At 27.6% G+C, this 25,367-nt stretch carries 20 protein-coding genes and 1 other RNA gene; 10 read left to right on the top strand and 11 right to left on the bottom strand.

What is annotated here, in order from left to right; translation table 11 throughout:
- The first annotated feature begins 34 nt into the window (after nt 1-34).
- Together BXQ17_RS06715 and BXQ17_RS06710 are read left to right on the top strand one after the other, a co-directional pair.
- Nucleotides 35-721 (top strand): cell division ATP-binding protein FtsE, encoded by a 687-nt coding sequence (locus tag BXQ17_RS06715; protein ID WP_077809873.1) that lies wholly within the window; start codon nt 35-37, stop codon nt 719-721.
- Nucleotides 721-1,599, top strand: coding sequence for a glycosyltransferase (locus BXQ17_RS06710; protein ID WP_077809872.1), 879 nt, complete (start codon nt 721-723; stop codon nt 1,597-1,599). The genes BXQ17_RS06715 and BXQ17_RS06710 overlap by 1 nt, the downstream gene beginning before the upstream one ends.
- 161 nt (nt 1,600-1,760) lie before the next feature.
- On the opposite strand, the gene BXQ17_RS06705 is transcribed toward BXQ17_RS06710, so the two are convergent.
- Together BXQ17_RS06705 and ssrA are read right to left on the bottom strand one after the other, a co-directional pair.
- Nucleotides 1,761-2,846 carry a glycosyltransferase gene (locus BXQ17_RS06705; RefSeq protein WP_077809871.1) on the bottom strand — a complete coding sequence of 362 codons (1,086 nt, stop codon included), beginning with the start codon at nt 2,844-2,846 and terminating at the stop codon, nt 1,761-1,763.
- Nucleotides 2,847-3,579: 733 nt separating this feature from the next.
- Nucleotides 3,580-3,973, bottom strand: a transfer-messenger RNA (tmRNA) gene (gene ssrA / locus BXQ17_RS06700).
- 188 nt (nt 3,974-4,161) lie between these two features.
- Here ssrA and BXQ17_RS06695 point away from each other — a divergent pair.
- Genes BXQ17_RS06695 through BXQ17_RS06680 form a run of 4 tightly spaced genes read left to right on the top strand, consistent with a single transcriptional unit; the run spans nt 4,162 to nt 7,097 of the window.
- On the top strand, nt 4,162-4,374 hold the full coding sequence (locus BXQ17_RS06695) for a DUF2945 domain-containing protein (RefSeq protein ID WP_077809870.1): 213 nt from the start codon (nt 4,162-4,164) through the stop codon (nt 4,372-4,374).
- A 50-nt stretch (nt 4,375-4,424) separates the two neighbouring features.
- Nucleotides 4,425-5,630, top strand: a complete 1,206-nt coding sequence (locus tag BXQ17_RS06690) for an NAD(P)-dependent oxidoreductase (RefSeq protein WP_077809869.1) — start codon at nt 4,425-4,427, stop codon at nt 5,628-5,630.
- On the top strand, nt 5,627-5,851 hold the full coding sequence (locus BXQ17_RS06685) for a DUF3820 family protein (protein ID WP_077809868.1): 225 nt from the start codon (nt 5,627-5,629) through the stop codon (nt 5,849-5,851). The genes BXQ17_RS06690 and BXQ17_RS06685 overlap by 4 nt, the downstream gene beginning before the upstream one ends.
- Nucleotides 5,852-5,885: 34 nt before the next feature.
- Nucleotides 5,886-7,097 (top strand): mechanosensitive ion channel family protein, encoded by a 1,212-nt coding sequence (locus BXQ17_RS06680; protein ID WP_077809867.1) that lies wholly within the window; start codon nt 5,886-5,888, stop codon nt 7,095-7,097.
- Here the strand turns inward: BXQ17_RS06680 and BXQ17_RS06675 are convergent.
- A complete protein-coding gene (locus BXQ17_RS06675) occupies nt 7,094-7,657 on the bottom strand; it encodes a hypothetical protein (RefSeq protein WP_077809866.1) in 564 nt (187 codons plus the stop codon). The two genes, BXQ17_RS06680 and BXQ17_RS06675, sit on opposite strands and share 4 nt — an antisense overlap.
- A gap of 67 nt (nt 7,658-7,724) precedes the next feature.
- Here BXQ17_RS06675 and BXQ17_RS06670 point away from each other — a divergent pair, with 67 nt between their 5' ends.
- Nucleotides 7,725-8,072 (top strand): DUF1801 domain-containing protein, encoded by a 348-nt coding sequence (locus tag BXQ17_RS06670; RefSeq protein WP_077811372.1) that lies wholly within the window; start codon nt 7,725-7,727, stop codon nt 8,070-8,072.
- A 1-nt stretch (nt 8,073) separates the two neighbouring features.
- Here BXQ17_RS06670 and BXQ17_RS06665 read toward each other — a convergent pair whose 3' ends face one another.
- Together BXQ17_RS06665 and kdsA are read right to left on the bottom strand one after the other, a co-directional pair.
- Entirely contained in the window at nt 8,074-9,027 is a 954-nt protein-coding gene (locus tag BXQ17_RS06665; RefSeq protein ID WP_077809865.1) for a transglutaminase domain-containing protein, read from the bottom strand.
- 114 nt (nt 9,028-9,141) lie between these two features.
- Entirely contained in the window at nt 9,142-9,960 is an 819-nt protein-coding gene (gene kdsA / locus BXQ17_RS06660; RefSeq protein WP_077809864.1) for a 3-deoxy-8-phosphooctulonate synthase, read from the bottom strand.
- Between the two features lie 121 nt (nt 9,961-10,081).
- On the opposite strand from kdsA, the gene BXQ17_RS06655 reads away from it, so the two are divergent.
- Nucleotides 10,082-11,128, top strand: coding sequence for a M28 family peptidase (locus BXQ17_RS06655; RefSeq protein WP_077809863.1), 1,047 nt, complete (start codon nt 10,082-10,084; stop codon nt 11,126-11,128).
- Nucleotides 11,129-11,136: 8 nt separating this feature from the next.
- Nucleotides 11,137-11,643 carry a DUF4136 domain-containing protein gene (locus BXQ17_RS06650; protein ID WP_077809862.1) on the top strand — a complete coding sequence of 169 codons (507 nt, stop codon included), beginning with the start codon at nt 11,137-11,139 and terminating at the stop codon, nt 11,641-11,643.
- An 86-nt stretch (nt 11,644-11,729) separates the two neighbouring features.
- Here BXQ17_RS06650 and BXQ17_RS06645 read toward each other — a convergent pair whose 3' ends face one another.
- Together BXQ17_RS06645 and BXQ17_RS06640 are read right to left on the bottom strand one after the other, a co-directional pair.
- Nucleotides 11,730-12,209 (bottom strand): hypothetical protein, encoded by a 480-nt coding sequence (locus BXQ17_RS06645; RefSeq protein ID WP_077809861.1) that lies wholly within the window; start codon nt 12,207-12,209, stop codon nt 11,730-11,732.
- An 88-nt stretch (nt 12,210-12,297) separates the two neighbouring features.
- Nucleotides 12,298-18,930: an MG2 domain-containing protein gene (locus tag BXQ17_RS06640; RefSeq protein ID WP_077809860.1), complete on the bottom strand. Its 6,633-nt coding sequence runs from the start codon at nt 18,928-18,930 to the stop codon at nt 12,298-12,300.
- Nucleotides 18,931-19,098: 168 nt separating this feature from the next.
- Between BXQ17_RS06640 and BXQ17_RS06635 the strand changes: the two genes are divergently transcribed.
- Nucleotides 19,099-20,451: a UDP-N-acetylmuramate--L-alanine ligase gene (locus BXQ17_RS06635; RefSeq protein ID WP_077809859.1), complete on the top strand. Its 1,353-nt coding sequence runs from the start codon at nt 19,099-19,101 to the stop codon at nt 20,449-20,451.
- Between the two features lie 67 nt (nt 20,452-20,518).
- On the opposite strand, the gene BXQ17_RS06630 is transcribed toward BXQ17_RS06635, so the two are convergent.
- From BXQ17_RS06630 to BXQ17_RS06620, 4 genes are all read right to left on the bottom strand, one after another.
- On the bottom strand, nt 20,519-21,547 hold the full coding sequence (locus tag BXQ17_RS06630) for a nucleotidyltransferase family protein (protein ID WP_254712416.1): 1,029 nt from the start codon (nt 21,545-21,547) through the stop codon (nt 20,519-20,521).
- The gene (locus BXQ17_RS06625; protein ID WP_077809858.1) at nt 21,537-22,676 is read right to left on the bottom strand and encodes a hypothetical protein; all 1,140 of its coding nucleotides are present in this window, start codon (nt 22,674-22,676) and stop codon (nt 21,537-21,539) included. Before BXQ17_RS06625 ends, BXQ17_RS06630 begins: the two co-directional genes overlap by 11 nt.
- A gap of 89 nt (nt 22,677-22,765) precedes the next feature.
- Nucleotides 22,766-22,924 (bottom strand): hypothetical protein, encoded by a 159-nt coding sequence (locus BXQ17_RS14510; protein ID WP_187661439.1) that lies wholly within the window; start codon nt 22,922-22,924, stop codon nt 22,766-22,768.
- 25 nt (nt 22,925-22,949) lie between these two features.
- Nucleotides 22,950-25,316, bottom strand: a complete 2,367-nt coding sequence (locus BXQ17_RS06620) for a T9SS type A sorting domain-containing protein (protein WP_077809857.1) — start codon at nt 25,314-25,316, stop codon at nt 22,950-22,952.
- Between the last annotated feature and the right edge of the window lie 51 nt (nt 25,317-25,367).

The raw sequence follows: 25,367 nt of genomic DNA, 5'->3' as shown, positions 1-25,367 counted from the left end.
GAAACTTTTAAGTTTGTAGAAACTACTTATTCCTATGAAAAATCATGTTTTACAATTAGAAAATGCAGAAATTTACCAAAGAGATAATTTAGTGCTTTCTAAAGTTAATTTAACCATTAATAAAGGCGATTTCTATTATTTAATAGGAAAAACCGGTAGTGGTAAAAGTAGCTTAATGAAAACTTTGTACGGCGATTTGCAATTGCAAAAGGGTACAGGAAACATTGTAGATTTTGATTTAAAAACATTAAAAGAGAAACAAATTCCGTTTTTAAGAAGAAAAATAGGAATTGTTTTTCAGGATTTTAAACTTTTAAATGATAGAAATGTTTTTGACAACTTGCAGTTTGTGCTAAAGGCAACAGGTTGGAAAGATAAAGAACAGATGAAAGAAAAGATTCATGAAGTTTTAGATAAAGTTGGTTTAAAATCTAAATATTTTAAAAAACCTTACGAACTTTCTGGCGGTGAACAACAAAGAGTTGCTATTGCAAGAGCTCTTTTAAATGATCCTGAATTAATTTTAGCAGACGAGCCAACAGGAAATTTAGATCCTAAAACCTCTATGGAAGTGATGGAGCTTTTAAACGAAATACATAAAAGTGGTAAAACAATTTTAATGGCTACACACGATTACCAATTAATTGTAAAGTTTAAACAAAAAACTTTAAAATGTGAAGGTGGCGAGTTGTTTGAAGTTGCCCAACAAGCAAGTGCTTAATGCTTTCTGTATTAATACCAACATATAATTACAATGCATTTTTATTAGTTAAAAAAATACATGAACAATTAGTTTTAGAAAACATAGTTTTCGAAATTATTTGTTTTGATGATGGATCTAACTCTTCTATTAATATAAATAATGAAGAAATAAACACACTTTCTAACGCAACTTTTATCGCTTTTAACAAGAATGTTGGTAGAAGTGCAATACGTAATCTGTTGGCAGAAAAAGCCACATTTAATTGGTTACTTTTTTTAGATGCAGATGTTTTACCGATAAGCGATAACTTTATTAAAAATTATAGTAAGTATTTTAATTCTGATAAAATTGTTTTTTGCGGCGGAATTAAATATCAAGATTCAACCGAAAATCAAAAGTATTTAAGATACAAATACGGAAAAAAAAATGAAGAAATTTCTTTAAATAAAAGAAGACAAAACCCTTCAAAATATTTTTTTACCTCTAATTTTTTAATTCAGAAAGCAGTTTTTTTAAAAATTAAATTTGAAGAAAAATTGGTTGATTACGGTAAAGAGGATTTACTTTTTTCCATGGATTTAATAACACAAGGTTACAAAATAGAACAAATTGAAAATGAGGTTTATCATTTAGGTATTGATGACAATGCACTTTTTATACAGAAGACAAAAAAGGCTATGAAAAATCTAATTTTCTTAGAAAGAAGTAATTTGATAGATGTTGATAGTATGCAATTATTAAAATTAATTCATAAGATTTCTAGATTTAAGTTATTAAGACCAATTGCTTTTTTACAACCTGTTTTCGAGAATTTGGCAACGAACAAATCATCAGTATTTTTTTTAAATTGCATGAAAGTAAGTTATTTGTGTCAGCTTAAATTAAAATATGAATAGAATTGAAATTGAATTTTAAGAAACTTAGGTAAAAATATAGGTGTTTAAAAAGTAATTTTTATCTCGATAAATTATTGCGATTATATAATGATTTTTGTGGAAGATTAAGAAAAATTTTTAAGAAAGGAGTTCGAGAGAATCCACATCAATAAAAGAAGTAGTTATTGTAAGTTTTCAAAGATTTTTAATAAATCAGTTTCTTGTTTTTCCCAAATTAATTTTCTTTTTGCAACTTTTAAAGATTCAGAATAACTTTTTGCTAACATTTGATTAATTTGTGCTGCAATAATTGCTGGCTTTCTACTTTTTAGAACTTCACCAACATTATACTTCGCAATAACAGCTTTCATTTCTGGTAAATCGGCAGTCAAAATAGGCACGTTTGCTTGAATATAATCGAATATTTTATTAGGTAATGCGTATCTATAATTTAGTCCTAAATCTTCTTCAATACTAATACCTAAATCTGCTAACGGAGTTAATTTAGCTAATTCTTCGGGAGTTTTTCTACCTAATAAAAATACTTTATTTTCTAATTTTTCTGATGCTATTTTTAATTTTAAATTCAGAAATTCATCACCGTCGCCAATAATAACAAAGCAACAATTATCTAAAAGTTTTACTGTCTCAATCATTAAATTTAATCCTCTACCAAGGTTTGTTGCGCCTTGATATATGATGATTTTTTGATTTTTTGTATCAAAATTTAAATTCCCTTTTTTTAATTCTTTTTGAAAAGGTAAGTTTTTGATGGTTTTAAAATTAGTTTGATATTTATTTTTATAATGTTTAGCGATGCTATCACAAACGGTATAATTATTTTTTAATTTCGGAATAATTAAATCTTCCAAAATCATCCAAAAACTTTTAACTTTTGGTCTGTTAACTAATTCTGGTATTTCAGAAAAAAGTTCGTGACTATCAAAAACCAATTTTTTCTTCTGAAGTTTACTTACAAGAAAGTTTGGTAATAAGGTATCTAAATCATTTGCTAGTAAAATATCTTTTTTATGAAATAATAAGCAAATAAATAATCGAAGATTAAATTCTGCAAAAAAAAGGAAACCATTATTAAAAAACAGTTTAAATCTTTTGGTTGAATAATTTCTAGAAATATTTTTACTGTTTTTTAGTTTTCGACCAATTAATATTACTTCGTAATTATTGTTCGTTAACGTTTTACAAACCTTAGCAACTCTTTGGTCTGTAGATAAATCATTAGTAACAGAGATTAATACTCTTTTCAAAATTATTAGAATTTCTTGCAAGATAAATTAAAAACAAATCAATTTAAATAATCAATTTACATTTTTAATTATAATATTGATTAACTGTGATTTGTTGTGAAAAGAATAAAGTTTACATCTAAAAATTCGTAAATTTTTAAGATAAATATGTTTGAATTGTTAAAATAATAATTATATTTGAGATAATTGCTCATGATATTATAAGAAAAAGTGTTTTTAGTAAAATAAAATTTAACCCCTAAAACACCCAATTTAATGTCAAAATGTCCCTCATGTAATTCTAATTACAGTAAAAGATCTTCTAGAAATTTTTTTCAAAGGATTATACCAAAGTCAAAAGTTTTTAAATGTTTTCATTGCAAAACAAAAGTTCTAAGAATACCTTATTTGTTTTCTGAATTTATTATTAAAAAAGGAAAGCAATTAGAAAGAGGTTTTCAAGTTACTAATTAAATAAGCATGTTTTTTATAGTTAATTTTTAAAAGACAATTATGAGTAAATGTCCTTCATGCAATTCTGGTTTTAGAAAAAGAATAACAAGAAATTCTTATTTGCGTTTATTTTTTAAAGCAAAAATTTATAAGTGTCATGAATGTAAAGTTAAATATATAAGAATTCCGTTTATTACAACATCGATAATTATTAAAAAAGGAAATAAGAACAAATAATTATTTACCAAACACGTTAAAATAAAAAACCTCTAATTTAAATTAATTAGAGGTTTTTTTAATTTTGTGGAGACGCCGAGAATCGAACTCGGGTCCAAACAAGCAGCCAAAAAGCTTTCTACATATTTAGTTCTTTCTTAATTTTCGATTTAAAGCTGATTAAGAACAATCCACTTTAAACTTAACTTTTTTAGTTTCAAAAACCTGGCAAAGTTACAGGTTTTCTATGTTTATTTTTACGATGCCCAAAAGTGAAACGCCATAAACCAAGGCTTTTCGTGGACATAAAGCTTGCACACCTTGTGTGCCGAGGCTAATTCTACTATGATTCGAATTATGCAGCTAAAGCGTAGTTATCTTCGCCGTTTAAAAAGTTGAAATTAGGTTTTACGAGTGTTATTTCATAACTCGATATGCTTACAAATTCACTGACCTTGCTGTCAAAACCAGTCGTCCCCAAAATTTCAAAGAACTGTAATAAGATTACAAATATTAAGCCAATTTAATTTTAAAATTTCATTTTTTAATACTGATGAAACTTTGTAACTTGTCTTAGTAATTAATATTACAAGTTTGCAAAAATACAAAAACTTATAATTGTAGCACAAATTAGTTCTACTTAATAGTAAATAAATTAATAAATCTAATGATAAGAAAAGGAACAAACGTTACTTGGAAATGGGGAAAAGGAACAGCAGAAGGTAAAGTTGTAGAAACGTATTCTAAAAAAGTATCAAAAACAATAGATAACACAGAAATTGTTAGAAAAGGAGAAGCTGGCAATAAAGCATTGTATATTAAGCAAAAAGACGGTAGTGCTGTCTTAAAGTTAGAGAGTGAAGTCGAAAGAGTAAACTAACTTTTTGTAGGTTCATTTAAATAAAATATCTTCGAACAAAACTAAAACATATGAAATTCGGTATCATAAAAGAACGAAAAAATCCACCAGATAGAAGAGTTGTTTTTTCACCTTCTAAATTAAAGCAGTTTAAAAATAAATATCCCGATGCTGAAATTGTAGTAGAAAGTTCTGATATTCGTGTTTTTAGCAATCAGAATTATAAAGATTCTGGTTTTGATGTACTAGAAGATATGTCTACTTGCGATGTATTATTGGGTGTAAAAGAAGTGCCAATTAATGCTTTAATTCCTAATAAAAAGTATTTCTTTTTTAGTCATACAATTAAGAAACAACCTTATAATAGAGACTTATTATTAGCTATTTTAGATAAAAATATAGAGTTATACGACCACGAAACAATTATTAAAGAAAATGGTGCTCGTTTAATTGGTTTTGGTAGATATGCCGGTATTGTAGGCGCATATAATGGTTTTAGAGCAATTGGTTTAAAAAACAAAACATTTAATTTGCCTAAAGCAGAAACTTTAGATAGCCAACAAGAATTAATATCAGAATTAAAAATAATAGCATTACCAAAAATAAAAATTTTATTAACTGGTAATGGTAAAGTTGCTTATGGTGCAAAAGAAATGCTAGATGCAATGCAAATTAGAGAAGTTTCTGTAAACCAATATTTAAATGAAACTTTTGATGAAACTGTTTATTGTTTAGCAGATGTTTTAGATTATAATAAGAGAAAAGATGGTAAAGTTTTAGATAATTTTGATTTTTACAATCATCCAAAAAATTATGAATCTAATTTTATGCGTTTTGCAAAAGTTTCAGATTTTTTTATTGCGGGTCACTTTTACGGAAACGATGCGCCATATTTGTTTACAAGAGAAGATGCAAAATCTAAAGATTTTAATATAAAGTTTGTTGCAGATATTTCTTGTGATGTTGATGGTCCGGTGGCTTCTACAATAAAAGCATCTACTATTGCAGATCCTATTTACGGATACGATCCAACAACAGAAAAAGAAGTAGATTATCAAGACGAAAATGCTATTGTTGTGATGGCTGTAGATAATTTACCGTGCGAATTACCAAAAGATGCAAGTGAAGGATTTGGAGAAATGTTTTTAGAAAACGTAATTCCTGCATTTTTTAATAATGATGAAAATGGAGTGTTAGCACGTGCTAAAATGACAGAAAACGGAAAACTGACTGATAGATTTTCATATTTACAAGATTACATAGACGGTAAAGAATGATAAACGATAGACAATTTCTAATTGATTTAGCTAAAATGCGAATGCCATTTGGAAAATTTAAAGGTAGATTTTTAATAGATTTACCAGAACATTATATAGTTTGGTATAAAACCAAAGGGTTTCCGCAAGGTAAATTGGGTAAACAAATGGCACTGGTATATGAACTTCAATTAAATGGTTTAGAAGATATTATTAGGAAAATTCAGAAAGAATATTCTTAGTAATAAATTAATATTATTAACTTAATTGTTTATTATGACTTTAAAGTATATTTATTTTGGATTTGCAATTCTAGGAATTTTCCTTTTCTTCTTTCTTTTAAAGAAGTTTTTTAGATGGTTACAAACCAAATTAGATTCTTTAGACAGAAATGTGTTATTTAAGAAAAAAGAGCTTTTAAACATCTTTAAATTTATAACACCAAGAAGAGAAAAACATATTTTAAAGTTTTCGGTTAGAGCATTAAGAATAGCTATTAGTATTTTTTTCTTAGTGGTTTATTTGCCTTTTGTTTTTAGTTTTATACCAGAAACAAAAGAGGTGGCATCTAAAGTTTTCGATTATGTAATGAAACCAGTACAGTTTGTAATAAGTGGTTTTTTACAATTTATACCAGGCTTATTTTTTATTTTAGTAATTGTTTTTATCACTAAATATCTACTTAAATTTTTAAAGTATGTAACTGGCGAATTAGAAAGAGAAGCGGTAAGGTTAGATGGGTTTCATGCAGATTGGGCAAAACCAACATTTAATTTAATTAGAGTTGTAATTATAGCTTTTGCAGCAGTTATTTGTTTTCCGTACATACCAGGATCACAATCAGATGCTTTTAAAGGAGTTTCAATATTTTTTGGTGTATTATTTTCTTTAGGTTCTACAGCAGCAATATCTAATATTGTTGCGGGTGTTGTAATTACTTACATGAGACCTTTTAAAGTTGGTGATCGCGTAGAAATAGGTAATACTGTTGGTGATGTTACCGAAAGAAGTTTATTAGTAACTCGAGTTAGAACTATTAAAAACTTAGATGTTACAGTTCCAAATTCTACTATTTTAGGAAATCATATAATCAATTTTAGTAAAAATGCAGCAGAAGAAGTTGGTGTTATTTTACATACTTCTGTAACTATTGGTTATGATGTGCCGAGTGGCGAAGTTATTAAAGCTTTGGTAAAAGGAGCAAAAAATACCAAAATGATTTTAGAGTCTCCAGAACCTTTTGTTTTGGTAAAAAGTTTAGATGATTTTTATATAAATTACGAAATCAACTGCCACACAAAAAATCCAGAAAAAGGAGCTTTAATTTATTCTTTATTGCACGAAAGTATTAAAAATGAATTGCATAATGCGGGCATAGAAATTTTATCACCTCATTACAATGCTGTTAGAGATGGAAGTGTTTTAACCGTTCCGCCAGAAAATGTACCTAAAGGATATGTAAAACCTGGTTTTAAAGTAGAAAATTAATTTTTTTCTACCAATCCAAAAGCTACATGCGCAATAGCCATAATTGTAAATGATGAATACCAATAACTTGGTATCATAAAGCAATACAAAGCTAATAGAATAGCCAAACCAATTAAAACATACAATTTATTGTTATCCTTATTCTTTAATAGAAATAATAAAGTAGCATAACAACATAGAAATATTGGAGTTAAAAGATTAATATATCCGTAGTTTTTTAGAATCAATAAAATACCAAACCCTATAATTATTGTTAAAAAATATTTTTTAAGAGCACTTTTACTTTGCTTATTCCATAATAAATAATCTTCTTTTTTAGCCTTTCTTTTTGCTCTAAAAAAAATAGCTAAAGAAGAAAATACTATAAATATAACAGCCAAAACAATACAAAGAATTTCTAGTATTTGAGGACTTATAACACCTAAAGGATGATTATCAATTAAAAAACCATCTAACAGATATTTGTAAGCATAAGCTAGTAAAAAAAAATAAAATCCTATTAATATACTTGCGAATCCTTTTAATGAAAAGTTGTTTTTAAAATTATCTTGCAATTGCATGGTTTTTCTTGTAAATTTTATAACTTTCGTAAAGATACAAAAAGAGGCGTATTGTTTATCTTTATTTATGAAACCTGCAGAAGAATATATATTAAATCAACCAGAACCTTTTAAGACTATTTTACTGCATTTGCAAATATTAATAGAAGCTACTTTTTCTGAAGTTGATTTACAATTTAAATGGAAAATTCCTTTTTATTATTTAAATACATCTAAAAAGAAAGGATATGTTGATGTCGTTTTTTGGGTATCTGCACATTTAACAAAATACAATGAATATTTAATTTCAGAAAATAGAAAAGTGGTTAAATCTCTTAGATATTTTAAAATTGAAGATATAAATGAAGAAATTCTGCTATCTGTTTTAAAAGAAGCACATTCACTAAAAGACAAAGGTTTTTATAAGAGAAACTGAACTATAAAACTTTAAATTGAAGTGCAGTTTTATTATTTAAAAATAAATATAACTCAGAGTTTTTTATCGGATTTAAAATTGTTAAAGTTGTGATATTATTTTCTAATTTTAAAATTGGTTTCTTTGCATATTTGTAATTTTTAAAGTGATACAACAAAGAAGCTTTTTCTGATAAATTCTTAAATTTTAAAACAATATTTTTACCTTTTTTTATATTGATAAAACCGCTCTTTGGAGGTAATAACTCAATAGCAGAATCTAAAAATTCTTGACCGTAAATTGGTTGATTATAAAACTTACTTTTTGTAATTCTGCCAAACCTTAAAATCCATATGCTATCTTCTGGTAAATGTGTTTTAAAAATTTTGTCTTTCGGTATGTCGTAAAAATAAGAGTTAAACTTACGTGTCCATTTTCCATTCATTAAATATCCTGCAGCCCAAGTAGCGTCTAAAATCATCCATTTATTATTAAGTTTTACTGTGTTCCAAGCATGGTTTGTTTCAGAAACTACTTTACCAATATCATCTGCAGAATTTCTTGTATATCCTTTTATTACCACAGCTTCTATATTTAATAAAGTACATATTTTCTTAAAAGATTGTGCATATTCTTCACACAAACCTTTTTTAGTTTTAAAAGTATTACTAATAATTTTATTTTTAGCAGCTTCTATTTTTTGTTCTTTTTCAAGTTCATTTCTATAACTAAATTTAAAACTTCTTCCCGTAGGATTGTAATACTGCTTTAAATCGTATCTTATGTTTTTTGCTAACCAAAAAAATGCAGCTCTAACCTTTTCCTCATCCGTAGAGAAATCAGCATCTATTTTAGAAGCTAAATTTTCAATTTTAGAGAATTTAGGATATTCTAAAACGATTCTATCAACTCTATCAAAACTCTGAGAAAAAGTTGAGTAAGAAATTATTAAAAAGAAAAAAATAAATTGTTTCATATAATAGGTGTTAACACTTAAGCTAAACAATTATTGTGCCTTTATATTTTATTCATAAAAAAACCATTCAAATTAAAATCTGAATGGTTGAAATAAGTATTAATAACTTATATTTTACAAGTTATTTATTGTTTTTCTGATGGCTACTAAATTACTTAATAAACTTTCTAAATTATCTAAATGTAGCATATTTGCACCGTCAGATTTTGCGTTTTTAGGATCAAAATGAGTTTCAATAAATAAACCGTCAACGTTATTTACAATTCCTGCTCTAGCAATAGTTTCAATCATTTCTGGTCTTCCGCCTGTAACACCAGCAGTCTGATTGGGTTGCTGTAAAGAGTGTGTAACATCTAAAATTGTTGGAGCAAATTCTCTCATTTCTGGAATTCCTCTAAAATCTACAATCATGTCTTGGTAACCAAACATTGTTCCTCTATCTGTTACCCAAGCTTTATTAGAACCCGCATCTTTTACTTTTTGAACAGCATGTTTCATGGCGCCAGGACTCATAAACTGTCCTTTTTTTAAGTTTACAACTTTACCAGTTTTTGCAGCTGCAACTACTAAATCTGTTTGACGTACTAAAAAAGCAGGAATTTGTAAAACGTCTACATATGCTGCTGCTTTTTCTGCATCAGAAACTTCATGAATATCTGTAACTGTTGGTACATTAAATGTCTCTGAAACTTTACGTAAAATTTTTAATGCTTTTTCATCTCCAATTCCTGTAAAACTATCAATTCTACTTCTATTTGCTTTTTTAAAACTTCCTTTAAATATGTAGGGAATCTCTAATTTGTCTGTAATAGTAACTACTTTTTCAGCAATTCTTAATGCCATTTCTTCACTTTCTATAGCACATGGTCCTGCTAATAAGAAAAAGTTATTTGCATCTGTGTTTTTTATATTCGGAATTTCAGATAAAATCATTTGTAAAATTTTCAACAAAAATACATAAAATTTTAACGCTTATTTATAGAGTTATAATCGAATTTTATAAGAGAACCTTCAATTTAAAATAGTTATATTTAGCCTCTAAAATAGATATTATATGAAAAAAATTATTTGCGCTTTTTTAGCCATAAGCTTAATGCTTAGTTGTGCTATTGTTACAAAAGGAAAAGATGGAAAAGCAGGAACAGCTGGAGAACCAGGTCTAAATGGAAAAAAAGGAGCCGATGGTATTTCTGGAAAACTTGTAAAACCAGAAAAAACTTTTTTTATAGATTCTAATTTGGTTAGAAAACATTTATACACTTTAGCTGCAGATGATATGGAAGGTAGAAAATCTGGAACACCAGGTATCGAAAAAGCTGCGGTTTATATAGAAAATGAATACAAAAAAATAGGACTTACCACGTTTAACGGTTTAAAAGATTATAGACAAACGTTTACTTTTAAAAATAGAAGAACGAAAGAAGACATTACTTCTAGCAATATTATTGGTGTTTTAGAAGGGAAAAGCAAAAAAGACGAATATGTAATTATTTCTGCGCATTACGATCATTTAGGAATGAATGAGAGTGGAGAAGGAGACTTAATTTACAATGGCGCAAATGATGATGCTTCTGGTGTTACAGGATTATTAGTTTTGGCAAAATATTTTAAAGAAATGGGGAATGAAAGAACAATTGTTTTTGCTTCATTTACTGCAGAAGAAATGGGCTTAATTGGCTCTACACATTTTGGTAAAGGTATAGATGCAGATAAATTTGTTGCAGGAATTAATTTAGAAATGATTGGTAAAACACCAAGTTTTGGCCCAAATACAGCTTGGTTAACTGGTTTTGATCGTTCTGATTTTGGAAAGATTATTCAGAAGAATTTAGAAGGTACAGGTTATCAGTTATTTCCAGATCCTTATAAAAAATTTAATTTATTTTTTAGATCAGACAACGCTTCATTGGCAAGATTAGGTGTGCCATCGCATACGTTTTCTACAACACCAATAGATGTAGATCCAGATTATCATAAATTAACTGATGAGGCTAAAACTTTAAACATGACTGTTATAACACAAACAATTCAAGCAGTTGCAAAAGGTACAGAAAGTATTATAAACGGTACAGATACACCAACAAGAGTAATTATTAAATAAATTGCAAAATGAAAGCTGTTAAGTTTATTTTATTGTTCTTAATTTTTGGCTGTTCTAGTTCGAAAGTAGTTTCAGATTATGATTCGAATACAAGGTACTCTAAATATAAAACATTTAATTTTTATGAAGATAACGGAGATAATTTAAATGATTTTGACATAACCAGAATTACAAATTATATTACGTTAGTATTAAAAGACAATTTTTTAGAACAAGATAAATTACCAGACTTTTTTATTTATTTTGATACACAAACAACTTCTTTAAGAAATAATAATTCGATTTCTATTGGATTAGGAAATAGAAATGTGGGTGTTTCTGGAGGAATACCAATTGGAAATCATAAAATAAATGAGAAATTAATTATAAAATTTATCGATGCAGATACCAATGATTTAGTTTGGGAAGGTTCTTTAGAAAGTAAGATTTCAAAAAAAAGAACTCCAAAACAAAGAGAGACTCATTTAAAGGAGGTTATTTCTAAAATTTTACAAAAATATCCACCAAAAAATTAATGAATCGAGTACCGTGTTTTCAAAGTCAAAAAATAAAAAATCCTCTAAAAATTAATTTAGAGGATTTTTTTATGTGTTTCTAGTTTCTAAAATTGATATCTAATACTAAATGCGATGTCATTATCGTAATCATTAAAATTATCACCAAAACCAAACTCTGGTCTTAAATCTAAAGAAAGTAAAATTGGTGCAGAATCGAAGTTGTATTCAATACCAATATCACCAGCAGCAAAAATAAAAGTTTCAGAAAAATTATCATTTCCGTTACCATTGTAATTTGCTAATCCACCACCAACACCAGCGTACCAGTTAAAATTGTTTTCGATGTTCCATACCCACTGATAAATACCCGTAGCTTTAAAACCATCGTAATTAGAATTATCTCTTAATCCTAAATCTATTTCTAATCTATTGTTATTGTTTAATGCTCTTTGGTAAGAAATTTCTCCTCCAAAACCATCATTATCACCTAAACGCAAACCAATTGCGTTTTTAGAAATACTTTGTGCATTTGCAGAAAAAGCTCCTGCTACTAAAAGACCTATAATTAAAAATGTTTTTTTCATGATTGTTTATGTTTATTTAATAGCAAAATTAGTTGTAAAATACTTTTAAAATTAACTCATATGCATTTAAAATTACACCAAATAAACTTTATTTTACAGTTAATCTTACACCTTTAGAATGGCTAGTAAACTCTGGTGCATACATACTTTGTATGGTTGTAATTCCGTTACTAAAACTACCAGCATTGTTAACTCTTAAGTCATATTCAAAAACAAAAATCCCTTTAGGTAAATAATCAAAAAAGAAGTTTGTGGCCGCATCTTTAGTGCTTTCATAATAACTTAAATTATCTTGATATTTGTAACTAGAAATTACATTTATTGGCTCTAAACCAGCAGCTCTCATATCTTTCAAGTGAATAAATTCCATATTTCTATCAGAAGATAATTCTATTCTTACAGTAATTAAATCATCAACTTTTAATTGACTATTACCTGTAATTTCAATTAACTCTTTTCCGGTGTCAGAATTCACTTTCAAAAATAATTTCTTAGATAACTTAAGAGGAGTGTTTGCTGCACTAATTTTATCTAAGTCTTCAAAATATTGCCAATACAAACCAGCCCAAGCAATACCTTTATTCTTTTTACTAATAGTTACAGTACCCATTTCTTTTGTAATTTCTTTACCAGACCAAGAAGTTTTAAAATAACCTGTGCCAGCTTCCATTTTTGCGTTCTCTAACTTTGTTGGTTCAATCTTATGTTCACCAATTTTAACAGTAACTAACTCTTCGTTATTATAAACCCAATCGCTTCCGTTTAAAAGTAAAGCGTAAATTGCTTCGGATGTTGCCTTGGTTGTTTTCCAGCTATTGGTTTGCTTATTTTTTAACAGCCAAACTTTTAATTTGTCTATTGTTTTGGTGTTATTTTCTAATTCGGAAAAAACTTCTACCATTAAAGCTTGTGTTTCTACAGGTGCTTGATAAAAATAATAACCGCTATTATTAGATTTCCAATACATACCTAATTCATCTGAAATAATAGCATTTTCTTTTAATGAATTTAAAATTTTAATTGCTGATGTTTTTCCATTTGTTCTAAATAGATGTAATGCAATTTGTCCTTTAGCATATAAATTAAACTCTGTCCAATATTTTTTTGATTGTTCTTGATAGTAATTAACAGCTGCTTTTAAAGATGTATTTTTAGCTAAATTTTGATAAAAACTTCGCATGTACAAATACTGAATTGTAGTATAATCTAAATGATTTTTTTCTAAATAATTTTTATATGCTTTTTCACCTGCAGATTTATTTTTAGATTTTCTCTTTAATTTATCGGCATTTTCTAAAAGTGTTTTATGTTTCTTTACAACTTGTCTATCTAAATAATTAACAGCAGCGTTCATCATTTTTTTTGTGTCTGTTTTAAAATGAGCTGCACCTAGTTTTTCTAAATGCCCAAAACCAGTTGCAATATGAAGTGTAATGTAATTATTCTCATATTCTCCGCCTTTAAACCAAGGAAAACCACCAGAACTCTTTTGCATATCTTTAAGTTTTGCAATGGCTCTTTCTTGCTCGTTTTTCATTTTATTCAAATCGAATAACAATGCAATCCTTTTTTTCTGTTCAGATTCAGATTGTGCATCTCTTAACCAAGGTGTTTCTTGAATAATTAATGATTTTAAGTCTTCATTCTTTTCTAAGTTGCTAAGTAAAGCATCAGAAGATTTCCATAGATTAAACACTTCTAGAATTCTAGGATTTGAATTGGCAATAAAACTAGCCAAAGTATTTGCATAAAATCTAGAGAAAGTTTGCTCTGAACACTCATATGGATATTCCATTAAATATGGCAGAGATTGAATAGCATACCAAACTGGGTTAGAGGTTACTTCTAGTGTTAATTTATGATTTTTTAAAGTTGTAGAATTATTTTCTCTTAATTTCTTTAAGGTAAACGTTTTGTTTTCATTAGAATTCACCCAAATTGGTAATGTTTCTGTAACCAGTTTTCTGTTAGATAAAACTGGCAATACTTGCTGTTCTCCGTCTGAAAATGAACCGGCTTTCGCTACAATTTTATACTGAACAGCCTGTACAGTTTCCGGAATAAAAATTTTCCAAGAAACATTTGTGTTACCATCTTTAGCAACTGTAAAGTTTTTATTTGCACCAATGTTTTGCATTAAAACATCTATTTTTTTATTGGTAATAGCATCTGTTAACTCAAGTTGTGCAATTCCGTTTAAGGTATTGTTTGTTAGGTTGGTAATTTTAGCGCTTAAAGTAATTGTGTCTTTTTGTCTTAAAAATCTTGGTGCATTTGGTATTACCATTACTTCTTTTTGAGTAACAGTTTGCATACTTTTTACAGCATATTTTAAGTCTTTGGTATGTGCTAATAATTGCAGTTTCCATCGAGTTAATGCTTCTGGCATTGTAAAGGTAAAACTTACTTTTCCGTCTTTATCAGTTTTTAACTGCGGATAAAAAAAAGCAGTTTCTTTAAAATTCTTACGTGCTTTAATTTGAGATAAATCTGCAACAGCATTTGTAGTTATAATTATAACACCATTATTTCCTTTCGAGCCATATAAAGCAACTGCTTCAGAATCTTTTAGAACTTGATAACTACTGATGTTTTTAGTTTTTAATGATTCTAAAACTTCTAAAGTACTAATCTTACCATCAATTATAATTAATGGTTTTTCATTCGAGTTTATAGAAGAATTTCCTCTAATTCTTATTGTTTTATTATCATCAGCAATATTTATTCCTGCGGCTTTTCCGCTTAAAACAGTTGCTATTTCCGCATCTTCTTGTTGTACGCTTATCAAACCTGTTCTATCGGATGCTTTTCTTTTTTGAGTACCATAACCTGTAACTACTATTTCATCTAATGCTACTAAATCTGGAACTAGCTGAACATTTAATCTAGAAAAATCTTCTACTGTAACCTCTAAACTTTGATAACCAATATATCTGATAGATATAATATCATTTTTTTTAACATCAATTGTAAAGTTACCTTCAAAACCTGTGCTTACGCCTTTTATTTTATTTTTAATAAGAATTGAAACTCCTGGTAAAGGTTCGTTATTTTCATCAGTAATAAAACCAGAAACTGTGCCATTAAACAAGCCAGACTTTGTTATTTTAATCTTTTTTGAATTTAGCTTTTGTCTAATTTGTCTTAGGTAACTGTTGTTTAGCCAAGAATTATTATTTAAACTGAACCCAAACCAGTTATAGGTAATGTTCTTTATAGTCGGAAAATTTAAATACCTGTTTCTATTATTTGTTACGTTAAAATTATTTAGACCAAAGCTTAAGTTTGCATTACTAGATTTATATGAGTAATATTTTTTAGTAGCTTTTATCGGATTAAAATACCAATTGTGTGTTTTAAATTCGTCTAAAGAAGCATCGTACATAGAAGCTAATAATTCTGCAGCAACTTTATCGTTTTTATCATTTTTAATGGTAAAACTCCATGTTTCTTCTTGTCCGGGTCTTAGTTTATCTCTAAAAACATTTGTTTCAATTTCAATATTACTTTTAGGTTTATCTAAAACATTTACAAGAATACTTCCGCTTTTAAAGTAATTAAAGTTTACAAAATGATATTTAATAGCAAAACCACCAATGTCTTCTTTATTTACAGGAATTTTAACCGTTTTAGTAGTGTTTTTTAGATGGATTAATCTTGTGTCTACAATTTTGTAATTTTTTTCTATTTGCACAATAATTGTGATGTCTTTAGAAGCAGAACCAATTTTTAAGTTTACTGTTTCACCTTCTTTATACGAGTTTTTATCGGTATTAATTACAAACAACTTATTGTCTGCAACTTGTTTTTCTGATGTCGAAAATACCGAAAAGTTAACTTCATCTTTTACTTTTTTACCAAACTTATCTTTGGTTTCTAAAATAGCAATGTATTTACCAGATTCCCATTTTTTAAGATTTGATATTTTTAATTCTTTAGAATTTTTAGTATTGAATTTTTTAGAAAATGTTAATGCTCCTTTTTGCCAATTGGCAACATCATCTTCGTTATTTGAGTAAGGATCATTCGGGAACAATCTTTTAAATTCTTCTTTAGAAATTTGCTGATAATCTGGTTCTTGCCAAGGTCTATTTCTTAAAGGAGCATTTGGTGCTTGTAATTTGTATATTTTTAAGGTTCCTTGAGCAGCAGTAAACTGATTGTTTAAGTTATTGGTTTCAATATTAATTATTGTTTTCTGCTGATTCTTATCAATATTACTATCCATAGAAATAGAAGCTAATAAACTATGATAACCAACTTTTACAGTAGTTGTCGTACTTCTAGTTTCTCCATTAATATCAGTTACATTTGCAGTAATTTCATAGGTAAAAATTGGTAAATTTTCTTCAGAAGTACTTTTATCTGGTATTGCTTTAAATTTGATAGAGAAATTTCCAGAACTATCTGTAACAACTTTTCCGTTAGAGATTTCTTGTGATTCTGAGCTGTTGTAAGGTCTTCTCCAAGAATACCAAGACGGAAATTGTGTTTTTCTTAGTACTCTATAAACAACATTTGCATCGGTAATATTTGCGCCAGAAAAAGCTTTTGCAAAACCATTAACTACAATCGAATCATTAATTTTAAAACTTTCTGTTATTGGCTTAAACTCAGTTTTAAATTTTGGTCTTTTGTATTCTTCTACTGCAATATTTGTGTATGCACCATTAAAACGTACGTTTTTAGTGCTGATTGAATTTGCCTTAACATGAATTTTATAATTACCTGTTAAACCGTTGTTTGGCAATAGAAATTCACCAGCAACACTGCCAAAATCATTTAATTCTAAAGTTTGAGTTTTTACAATTTGGTTGTTTACATCTTTTAAACTTATTTCTACAGTTTTATTATTTACAACCTTTGAAATTTCATTTTCATTCTGAGTGAAAATAGTTTTAAAATAAACAATTTGTCCGGGTCTGTAGATACTTCTATCTGTAAAAATAAAAGCTTTAATATCAACATAATCATTCTTATTATTTGCATTATTATTTGCTCTATTGTATAAATATGAAGAACCAAAAGTTGCAGCATCATCTTTGGTTTCAACTTTAATTTGAACGTTGTTATATCTGCTGTTGCTTTTAAAAGTTGCAAATCCTTGCTTATCTGTAATTAAGGTTTTGTTGATATATGAACCGTAATTACGTCTAGTGTTTTGTAAATTTATTTTAGCATTTTCAATAGGTTTTCCTGTATTTCGATCTACAACTTGGTAATTGTAAGAGTTATTAAAAGTATTACTTACCAAAGTTAAATCAGTAACTTGTATTACAGTAGAAGCATGAATAAAATTGGTTTCTATGTCTCTTTTTTCTGATGCAATAATTAAATATTTACCACCATCAAATTTAGGAACAATAGTTTCTGTGCTGTGTTGTAAAAAGTCAGATTCATTTTTTAAATTACTTATCCACGTTTTTACTTTTGATAGTTTTGAAAGAAAGTTTTTTTTCTTTTGGATGTCATAAATATCATTAAATGAGCTTAACTCACTTTCAGAGACCTTGTAAGCCGAAAAGTAAAGTTTATTTAGGTTTTTGTATAATACCAAAAATCTAGAATTAGACTGAATTGGAATAAATTCTTCGGAAGTTATGTTTAAAGATGAGTTTAAAATATTTGCTTTTAATACTTTACATTTTTTTGCAGCTAAACTTTCTGGAAACTTTAAAATTGTTTGGTTACACAACTCTAAAGCTTCCTTGTTTTTAAATTGATTTTCTTTTTTTTGAGTATCCTTATAAAGTAATGCTTTTTCATTAAAAATTTGTGCTATTTCAAAAGCGTACAAACCACTAGATTCATGTAAATTATTATTTTGTTTACTAGTTTGAAGTGTTTTTAAAAGTTCAGCTTTACTGTTTTTAAAAGTTCCGTTACTCTCTACAAATTTTAATCTTTCGATATCAATATGCGCTAGTGCATTTTTTTGATTTTTTTCAGAATGTAATTGTATCAATTTTTGATACAATTTTAAAGCATGAAATTGATTTGAAATACTATCTTTTGATTTGATTTCTAAAGAAGAGAAAATTTGTGAATTTTTTATAAAATCTGGATTGCTTATTTCGAATTTATAGGAAGGTTTATGAATTGAATTTTCGCTTGTATTATAAAATTTTAGTGCAGAATTCGCTAAAAAATCGAATAGTGATGGTTTAAATTGAGTAGTTTCATCATCTATATTTAAGATATCATTATAATCTGTAATTTTTATTTCTAAAAGTTGCTTATCATTTTGTAAAGAATTATCAAAATGAAATTGTATTTCTTTAAAAATTGAAGCTAAATCCCAAGTTCTAAAATCTTTTAAGTTGGCTTTTTCTTTAGTAGCAGTTCTATTGTAAAATTTATATCTATTTTGTTTAAAATATTGCCAATATAAATTTCCTAAAATATTTTCTAGAATGTTTTTTGTTGGAAATGTTTGATGTGCAATTTGTGTTTTAAATTGATCTATAACCTTTAACTGTGCATTTTCTTCTAAAGTAAGAGAAAATTTACTTTTGTAAAACAGCGATTTAATTAATTGCGGTGAATTATTTTCTTTTGCAGCTTTATTATATATTTTATCGACAATTTTTAAAGCTGATTTAGGTAAATCATCTAACTCAAATTTTTCGACATTTAACCATAGTTCGTCAAAATTATCTTGAGAATTAACAGTCGTAGAAATCAAAAATATTGAAAATAAAGTTGTTATAATTTTTTTCATAGTTAAATTGTTTGCACCTAAAATAAGTGTAAATTTTACTGAAACTAAAACGTATTTTACTAAAGTGGTACTTTTTGCAAGTAAAAGTAACTTTTCGATTAGTTTCGCAATAAATATAATTAATAATGTAAAGAGCTTTTGTACTTTTACTTTTTAAAATTTTGTTAAATGAATATTCATTTTATTGCCATCGGTGGTAGCGCAATGCACAATCTTGCAATAGCATTATACCAAAAAGGATACCAAGTTTCTGGAAGTGATGATACAATTCACGATCCGTCTAAATCTAGGTTAGAAAAATATGGTCTATTACCAAAAGAATTTGGTTGGTTTCCAGAGAAAATAACAAAAGAATTAGATGTTATTATTTTAGGGATGCATGCTAAAAAAGATAATTTAGAATTATTAAAAGCTCAAGAATTAGGTTTAAAAATTTATTCTTATCCTGAATTTTTATATGAGCAATCTAAAAATAAAACAAGGGTTGTTATTGGTGGATCTCATGGTAAAACAACGATAACTTCTATGATTTTGCATGTTTTAAATTATCATGAAAGGCAAGTAGATTATATGGTTGGTGCACAATTAGAAGGTTTTGAAACGATGGTGCATTTAACAGAAGAAAATGATTTTATTGTTTTAGAAGGAGACGAATATTTGAGTTCTCCTATAGATATGCGTCCTAAATTTCATTTATACAAGCCTAATATTGCGTTGTTAAGTGGTATTGCTTGGGATCATATTAATGTATTTCCAACTTTTGAAAATTATAAAGACCAGTTTCAAATTTTTACTGATTCTATGGTTAATGGAGGAAGTATGGTATATAATATTGAAGATGATAATGTAAAAGATGTTGTAGAATCTTCTGAAAACCATATTAAAAAATATCCATATGAAACTCCGAAACATTTTATAGAAAATGGTATTACTTTTCTAGAGACAGAAGAAGGAGATTTACCTTTAGAAATTTTCGGAAATCATAATTTACAAAACTTAGCTGGGGCAAAATGGATTTGCCAACACATGGGTGTTGATGAGGATGATTTTTATGAAGCAATTGCTAGTTTTAAAGGAGCAAGTAAGCGTTTAGAAAAAATTGCAGAAAATAATTCTTCTGCAATCTTTAAAGATTTTGCTCATAGTCCTAGTAAAGTTGCTGCAACTACAAAAGCTGTTAAAGAGCAATATTCTAAAAGAACAGTTTTAGCATGTTTAGAATTGCATACGTATTCGAGTTTAAATGTTAAGTTTTTGTCTGAATATAAAGGGGCTTTAGATGCTGCAGATAAAGCAGTTGTATTTTACTCACCAAATGCATTAAAAATTAAACAGTTAGAAGAAGTAACTTCTGCACAAATAGCAAATGCCTTCGAAAGAGAAGATTTAGTTATTTATACAAATCCTTCAGCTTTTAAAGAGTTTTTGTTTAATCAGAATTTAGAAAAAACAGCAATGGTGTTAATGAGTTCTGGCAATTATGGTGGCTTAGATTTTGATAAAGTTAAGAATTTGATTTAGATTTTGTAAGGTTTAGTTGCCTAAGCTTTTCTTTTTGCCAGTTTTTATCTCGTATTCTATTAAATACCTATTTTCTAAATTCCTTATTTACAATTGATTTTAAAATAATATTTAATCTTTTTTTAACAAATAAATAAAATCCAATGTTTTTATGAATACGTTTTGTATTCACCCTATTTGATATTTGGTCATTAAAAACTTGTAAATACTTTTCAGTTTTCATTGTGTTTTGATACTCTAAGGAAGAAACTTTATTAAAGATAACATAAGTTGAAGCTAAAAAAGAATTTAAAGGATTCTTTAAAATTTTCAAGTTTTTAAACGCTTCTTTTGCTGTTGTTTTTTTTGACAATAGAAATACATCGTATGCATTTCTTAGAGCAATGTCTTTAAAATATATTCCATCATCATTTATTTGCTTCGCAATTATAGAAAGAGAAATTTGATCATCATAACTTAAAACTGTTATTTCATTTATTTTTAAGAGGTTTTTTTTAACGCTATCATAATTAAATTCACTCGCATATTTTTCAATTAAAAGTTCTTTATGTATTTCGATTGCAGCTATTCTTTTTTCTTTGGCTAATCTATGATAATGTTTTGATTTAGGGAATTGATAATTTTCTTTACTAACTCGATTATAACCAAAACCCTTAATAAGTTTAATTGTATTAATATAATCGTTTTTTGAAACAATAAAATCAATATCACCAACCATTCTTTCTGCAATATCGGCATACAAACCTTCAAGTAAATTTCCTGTTCCTTTTAAGAAAATTGGCGTAATCTCATTTGCAAGTAAAAGACTATTAATTTCTTTTGCTTGTTCTATAATTTGTTTGTTTCTTTCCCTGTTTAAATCGGTTATATGAATCATATAATTTACCAATTCTTCAGGTAAATATTGTAATAGATTTACTCTTTTTAGATTGCAATACAATGCTGGGAAAACAAAATGTTGCGTACTTACTTTAACAACAGAATCCCAATCTATTTCAGTGTTTTTTAATGAATCCTCAATTTCGATTCGGTTCTTTTCTTCTAATGTTATTGTTAAACATTTGGCTACAAAAAAGAGTGTTTCTTTATAATTCATCCTCAAAAATTTTAGAAACTGTATTTATCATTTTTTTATTATCAGAATATGTAATTTGATAACAATTTAAGTTCGAAAACCAATCTAAAAATAATTCAGAGTTTTCTTTTATTGGCGAAAGCCAAGAATCTGGTACCAATTGCTGAAAAGCTTCAATCTTAGAAATTTTACTAAAAGAGATATCACTATCTTTTTTATATTTAATAAATACTAAATCTTTACATGGTAAATGTGCCAAAAAGTTACTGTTCTTTGGCTCTAAGTAGCGAACTATTTTATTTAGTCTTTTAAAATGATATTCTGCAGAGTTTTCTAATTCCGGATAAAAAGGGAGTAGTGTTTTTAAGCTGTTTTTTTTGATTGAAATAGATGCAGGAAAACTAAAAACTTCATTTTTCTCTATATCGATCGGAACAAAATCATCTGCTAAACAAGTGTAACCGTTTGCTTGTAATAAAGCTAACGAAGTACTTTTACCGTTACCTGAGTCTCCTAAAAACAATATAGTTTTTTTACCGTTAGAAACAGCAGAGGCGTGAAATACACCCATCCATTCATTTTCTTCTTTCTGATGGATTTTTTGAATTAATTCCATTGAAAATTTCCCTTGAAAATAATGAACCTCTTTTTTATTCCAAGCACCAATAAAGTTGTTGTCAACATAAAAAAAGATAAAACTATTATTTAGAAAGACTGTAAATGTAGTGTGTATTTTATCTGTGATGGTAGTTTCTAAATGCGCAAATTTAGGATGAACTAAATACAGTTCATATTCTGAGTTAAATTCAACTTTAAAAACTTCATTATTTATTTTATAATACTTTGTGAATTCGAAAGAAGTTGGTTTCGTAACATCTTTATAATCGTTAACAATTGTATTATTAATTATAGATTTATTGGCATAAATTTTCTTTTCAAGGTCTAAAACAAAATCTATTGTTTTATCCAAAGGCACATGCAGTTTTTTAGCTAATGCAGTTGCTATTTCTTTCACAGAAATTCCTTTACTTAATCGTTTTAAAATATCTGCTGTTGTATTCTCTAATACTAGATATTCGTTACTGCTTTTAAACCAAACAATTGTTTTGTCTTCTATGGTTTTAAGTAATAATTCAGATTGATTTTTCATGAAAAATAAATGTAGGTAATTTCTAAATGATATTCAATAAAAAACGCCTCAATAAAATTGAAGCGTTTTAATTGTTTTAAAATTTCAGTTTAAAATCCTACTCCAGGTTTTTCTGGGCTTTGAGCTTGCGCTTTTTGAGGGTTTAAAATAAGGTAAGTTCCCAAGGTAGTTAAAGCAGTATATTTACCATAATTACCTATTTTTTTAATAGCTTCTTTACGAGTAATTTTTGTTTCGTTTTTTTTCATGGTTAAATGTTTTATCTCTAAAGAATTATTCTAAAATTATCTTTTTATTAATGCTATTAGAAAGTGTTTCTAATTTTACAATATATACACCACTTGTTAAATTTGATAGTGCAACATTTTTTGTATTAACAATGTTTAGCTCTTTCTTTAAAACATTTTTACCTAAAATATTAAAAATTGAAATGTTTACTTTTTCATTATTAAATCCTGTTAATTTTAAGTTAGTATTGCTTGTTTGAAAAATTGAAATATTACTAACTAATACATTTTCTGCATTTAGAGCTTCGTTTGTTTTTGTATGAATATAAAAACGATCATCAGTATTATTAGTTTTAACAGTAGCAATATAATTAGAAGAAGTATCTAGTAGCGTAAATGTGCCTGTTAATCTATCTTCTAAATAAATGTTATGTTCTTTTGGTAAATTAATTCCGTTTGCAGAAAATGTAATTTCAGAATCAGCAGGCGCATTAACACCAACAGGAATAACCATGGAATCAAAATTGGATTTTGGTAAAGTTTGAATTGCTAATTTTTGATTGCTTTCTTCTGATACTAATTTGGTGTATACTGTAAAAGAATCACCGGCACCTGTAAAAATTGAACTATCATAACCGTTATCAAAACCTGTTGTTTTTTCAGCATAATAATAGATAGAAGTATTTGAGGTTTTGCCATTGTTTGTAATACTTAAATTAATCTCTGGTCTTAAATTTTCTATTTTATTAAATGCTCCTGTTGTTTGATGACTTTGATCTGCTTGTTTAAACTTAAAATCACCACCAGTACTGCTAGACTTTACAAAGAAACTTTGTGCCGGAGCTATGTATAGAGATGGTCTTTGATTTGTTCCGGTTCCTACAGTCGTAGTTTGGTTAACTGTAATATAAGAAGCAGTAGTTTTATCCCAAATCCAAAGTGTTTCCTCTTCTAATACTCCAGAATTTTCTGATAATAAATTAGTTGAATTTGCAGCAGTATTAAAAGGTAAATACGCAGGATAAGGATTTCCCACCAAGTTAAAAGCATTTCCTGAAGTGGCTGTTTTGTCGGTAACTGTAATTGAAACATCAGAAGTAGGTGCATCACCTTTAAATCCTAAGTTTCCTTTCGCAGTATCAGAATTAAAAGCAGAATTTGGTAAAACGCTGTATCCTTTACCTTGCTCCATTGTTAAAATTGCGCTTGTATTGGCAACATCAACTTCAGTTTTAGAGTAATAATCCCAACGAAGATTAGAATCAGATTGCGAATTATCGTAAAATGCGATTCCGTAGTTTGTTGCACTTTGTTGCAAAGCATTAAAAACAGCAAAATTTCCATCTCCGGTGTTACCATCTATTAATTCTCCAACGGTAGGAGAAGAGATTAAGCTCCATTCAGATGTATCGTCAATAAAAGTTTCTGTAAAATAGAAAAAAGAATTATCATCAACAGAAGTATAACTTCCATTTAAAATTAGGGTTGCAGCATCTAAAGTTTTTGATGCAGTTACTTTAGATTCTAAATACAAAGAGCTTCCTGCATTAACTGTAATATTTCCATATACAGTTAAACTTCCAGATAATACAGATAATCCGTCAGTATCAGAAATAGAAATATTTCCTACTTCAGCATTAGTAGATGTGCTAATTTCAGGTGCATTAGTCATTAAATCGGGAATTGTAACTAAAGAACTAGAATTAGGAACTCCATTATCCCAATTTAAAGGATCAATCCATGAAGAACTTATAGCACCTAACCAATTTGTGGTTAATATTGTAAAAGATTCTTTAGAAATAGGTAAAGTAGCTTCTCCATCTTCAGTGTTGCGTATCCAATTATTTTTATCTATCATAAGATTAAAATAATTTGAATACGATGCTTCTGTAGATCTTGAACCATTATAAAATCCTCCGTCAGGACTACTAACAGGATTAAATTCCAAAAAATTAACTCCAGCAGTTAAACCAGTACCAGTTAATTCTGCACTTAAAGTTCCATTTTTTAAACCTGTTAAATAAGTAGTTGGTGTATCTTTATCAGTCCCTAAATAAACAAAAACTGCTTCACCACTTGCAGACCAATTAAAAGATCCACTTTTTTCTATAGTTCCTTTTGAAACCCCCAATAAAGGGTTTCCTGTGGCATCAACATCTGTAAATACTGTGATACTTCCAGATTTTATAACATTACTTCCAGTGTTCCAAGTTATAAAACCAGAGCCATCTTTTATATATATTATTGTATTTGGAGAAAGATCTACTAAGTTAACTAAAGAAAAATCTGTATCTCCGTCTGCATTAAATGCTGTGAAAGCAATATCACCAGTAGTTTGAGAATTTACAGAATTAACTGTAAATACTGTTAAAATAAAAAGGCAGAAAACCTTTAAAAAGTACTTTTGTTTCATGTCGCTAGTTTTTAAGTAGTTAAGATATGAAAAAAAGAAATACTTTTACTA

The sequence above is a fragment of the Polaribacter sp. BM10 genome, from assembly GCF_002005425.1.
GTDB lineage: Bacteria > Bacteroidota > Bacteroidia > Flavobacteriales > Flavobacteriaceae > Polaribacter > Polaribacter marinaquae.
The sequence above is the reverse complement of the archived record's forward strand: the minus strand, read 5'-3'. Positions and strand labels throughout refer to the sequence as shown.

What these genes read in the sequence shown, in the direction of transcription:
- BXQ17_RS14510 (WP_187661439.1), bottom strand. Translation starts at nt 22,924, where the DNA reads ATGAAAAAAAACGAAACAAAAATTACTCGTAAAGAAGCTATTAAAAAA.
- BXQ17_RS06690 (WP_077809869.1), top strand. Translation starts at nt 4,425, where the DNA reads ATGAAATTCGGTATCATAAAAGAACGAAAAAATCCACCAGATAGAAGA.
- BXQ17_RS06670 (WP_077811372.1), top strand. Translation starts at nt 7,725, where the DNA reads ATGAAACCTGCAGAAGAATATATATTAAATCAACCAGAACCTTTTAAG.
- BXQ17_RS06685 (WP_077809868.1), top strand. Translation starts at nt 5,627, where the DNA reads ATGATAAACGATAGACAATTTCTAATTGATTTAGCTAAAATGCGAATG.
- BXQ17_RS06710 (WP_077809872.1), top strand. Translation starts at nt 721, where the DNA reads ATGCTTTCTGTATTAATACCAACATATAATTACAATGCATTTTTATTA.
- BXQ17_RS06635 (WP_077809859.1), top strand. Translation starts at nt 19,099, where the DNA reads ATGAATATTCATTTTATTGCCATCGGTGGTAGCGCAATGCACAATCTT.
- BXQ17_RS06695 (WP_077809870.1), top strand. Translation starts at nt 4,162, where the DNA reads ATGATAAGAAAAGGAACAAACGTTACTTGGAAATGGGGAAAAGGAACA.
- BXQ17_RS06675 (WP_077809866.1), bottom strand. Translation starts at nt 7,657, where the DNA reads ATGCAATTGCAAGATAATTTTAAAAACAACTTTTCATTAAAAGGATTC.
- BXQ17_RS06655 (WP_077809863.1), top strand. Translation starts at nt 10,082, where the DNA reads ATGAAAAAAATTATTTGCGCTTTTTTAGCCATAAGCTTAATGCTTAGT.
- BXQ17_RS06640 (WP_077809860.1), bottom strand. Translation starts at nt 18,930, where the DNA reads ATGAAAAAAATTATAACAACTTTATTTTCAATATTTTTGATTTCTACG.
- BXQ17_RS06715 (WP_077809873.1), top strand. Translation starts at nt 35, where the DNA reads ATGAAAAATCATGTTTTACAATTAGAAAATGCAGAAATTTACCAAAGA.
- BXQ17_RS06645 (WP_077809861.1), bottom strand. Translation starts at nt 12,209, where the DNA reads ATGAAAAAAACATTTTTAATTATAGGTCTTTTAGTAGCAGGAGCTTTT.
- BXQ17_RS06620 (WP_077809857.1), bottom strand. Translation starts at nt 25,316, where the DNA reads ATGAAACAAAAGTACTTTTTAAAGGTTTTCTGCCTTTTTATTTTAACA.
- BXQ17_RS06680 (WP_077809867.1), top strand. Translation starts at nt 5,886, where the DNA reads ATGACTTTAAAGTATATTTATTTTGGATTTGCAATTCTAGGAATTTTC.
- BXQ17_RS06650 (WP_077809862.1), top strand. Translation starts at nt 11,137, where the DNA reads ATGAAAGCTGTTAAGTTTATTTTATTGTTCTTAATTTTTGGCTGTTCT.
- BXQ17_RS06630 (WP_254712416.1), bottom strand. Translation starts at nt 21,547, where the DNA reads ATGAATTATAAAGAAACACTCTTTTTTGTAGCCAAATGTTTAACAATA.
- kdsA (WP_077809864.1), bottom strand. Translation starts at nt 9,960, where the DNA reads ATGATTTTATCTGAAATTCCGAATATAAAAAACACAGATGCAAATAAC.
- BXQ17_RS06665 (WP_077809865.1), bottom strand. Translation starts at nt 9,027, where the DNA reads ATGAAACAATTTATTTTTTTCTTTTTAATAATTTCTTACTCAACTTTT.
- BXQ17_RS06625 (WP_077809858.1), bottom strand. Translation starts at nt 22,676, where the DNA reads ATGAAAAATCAATCTGAATTATTACTTAAAACCATAGAAGACAAAACA.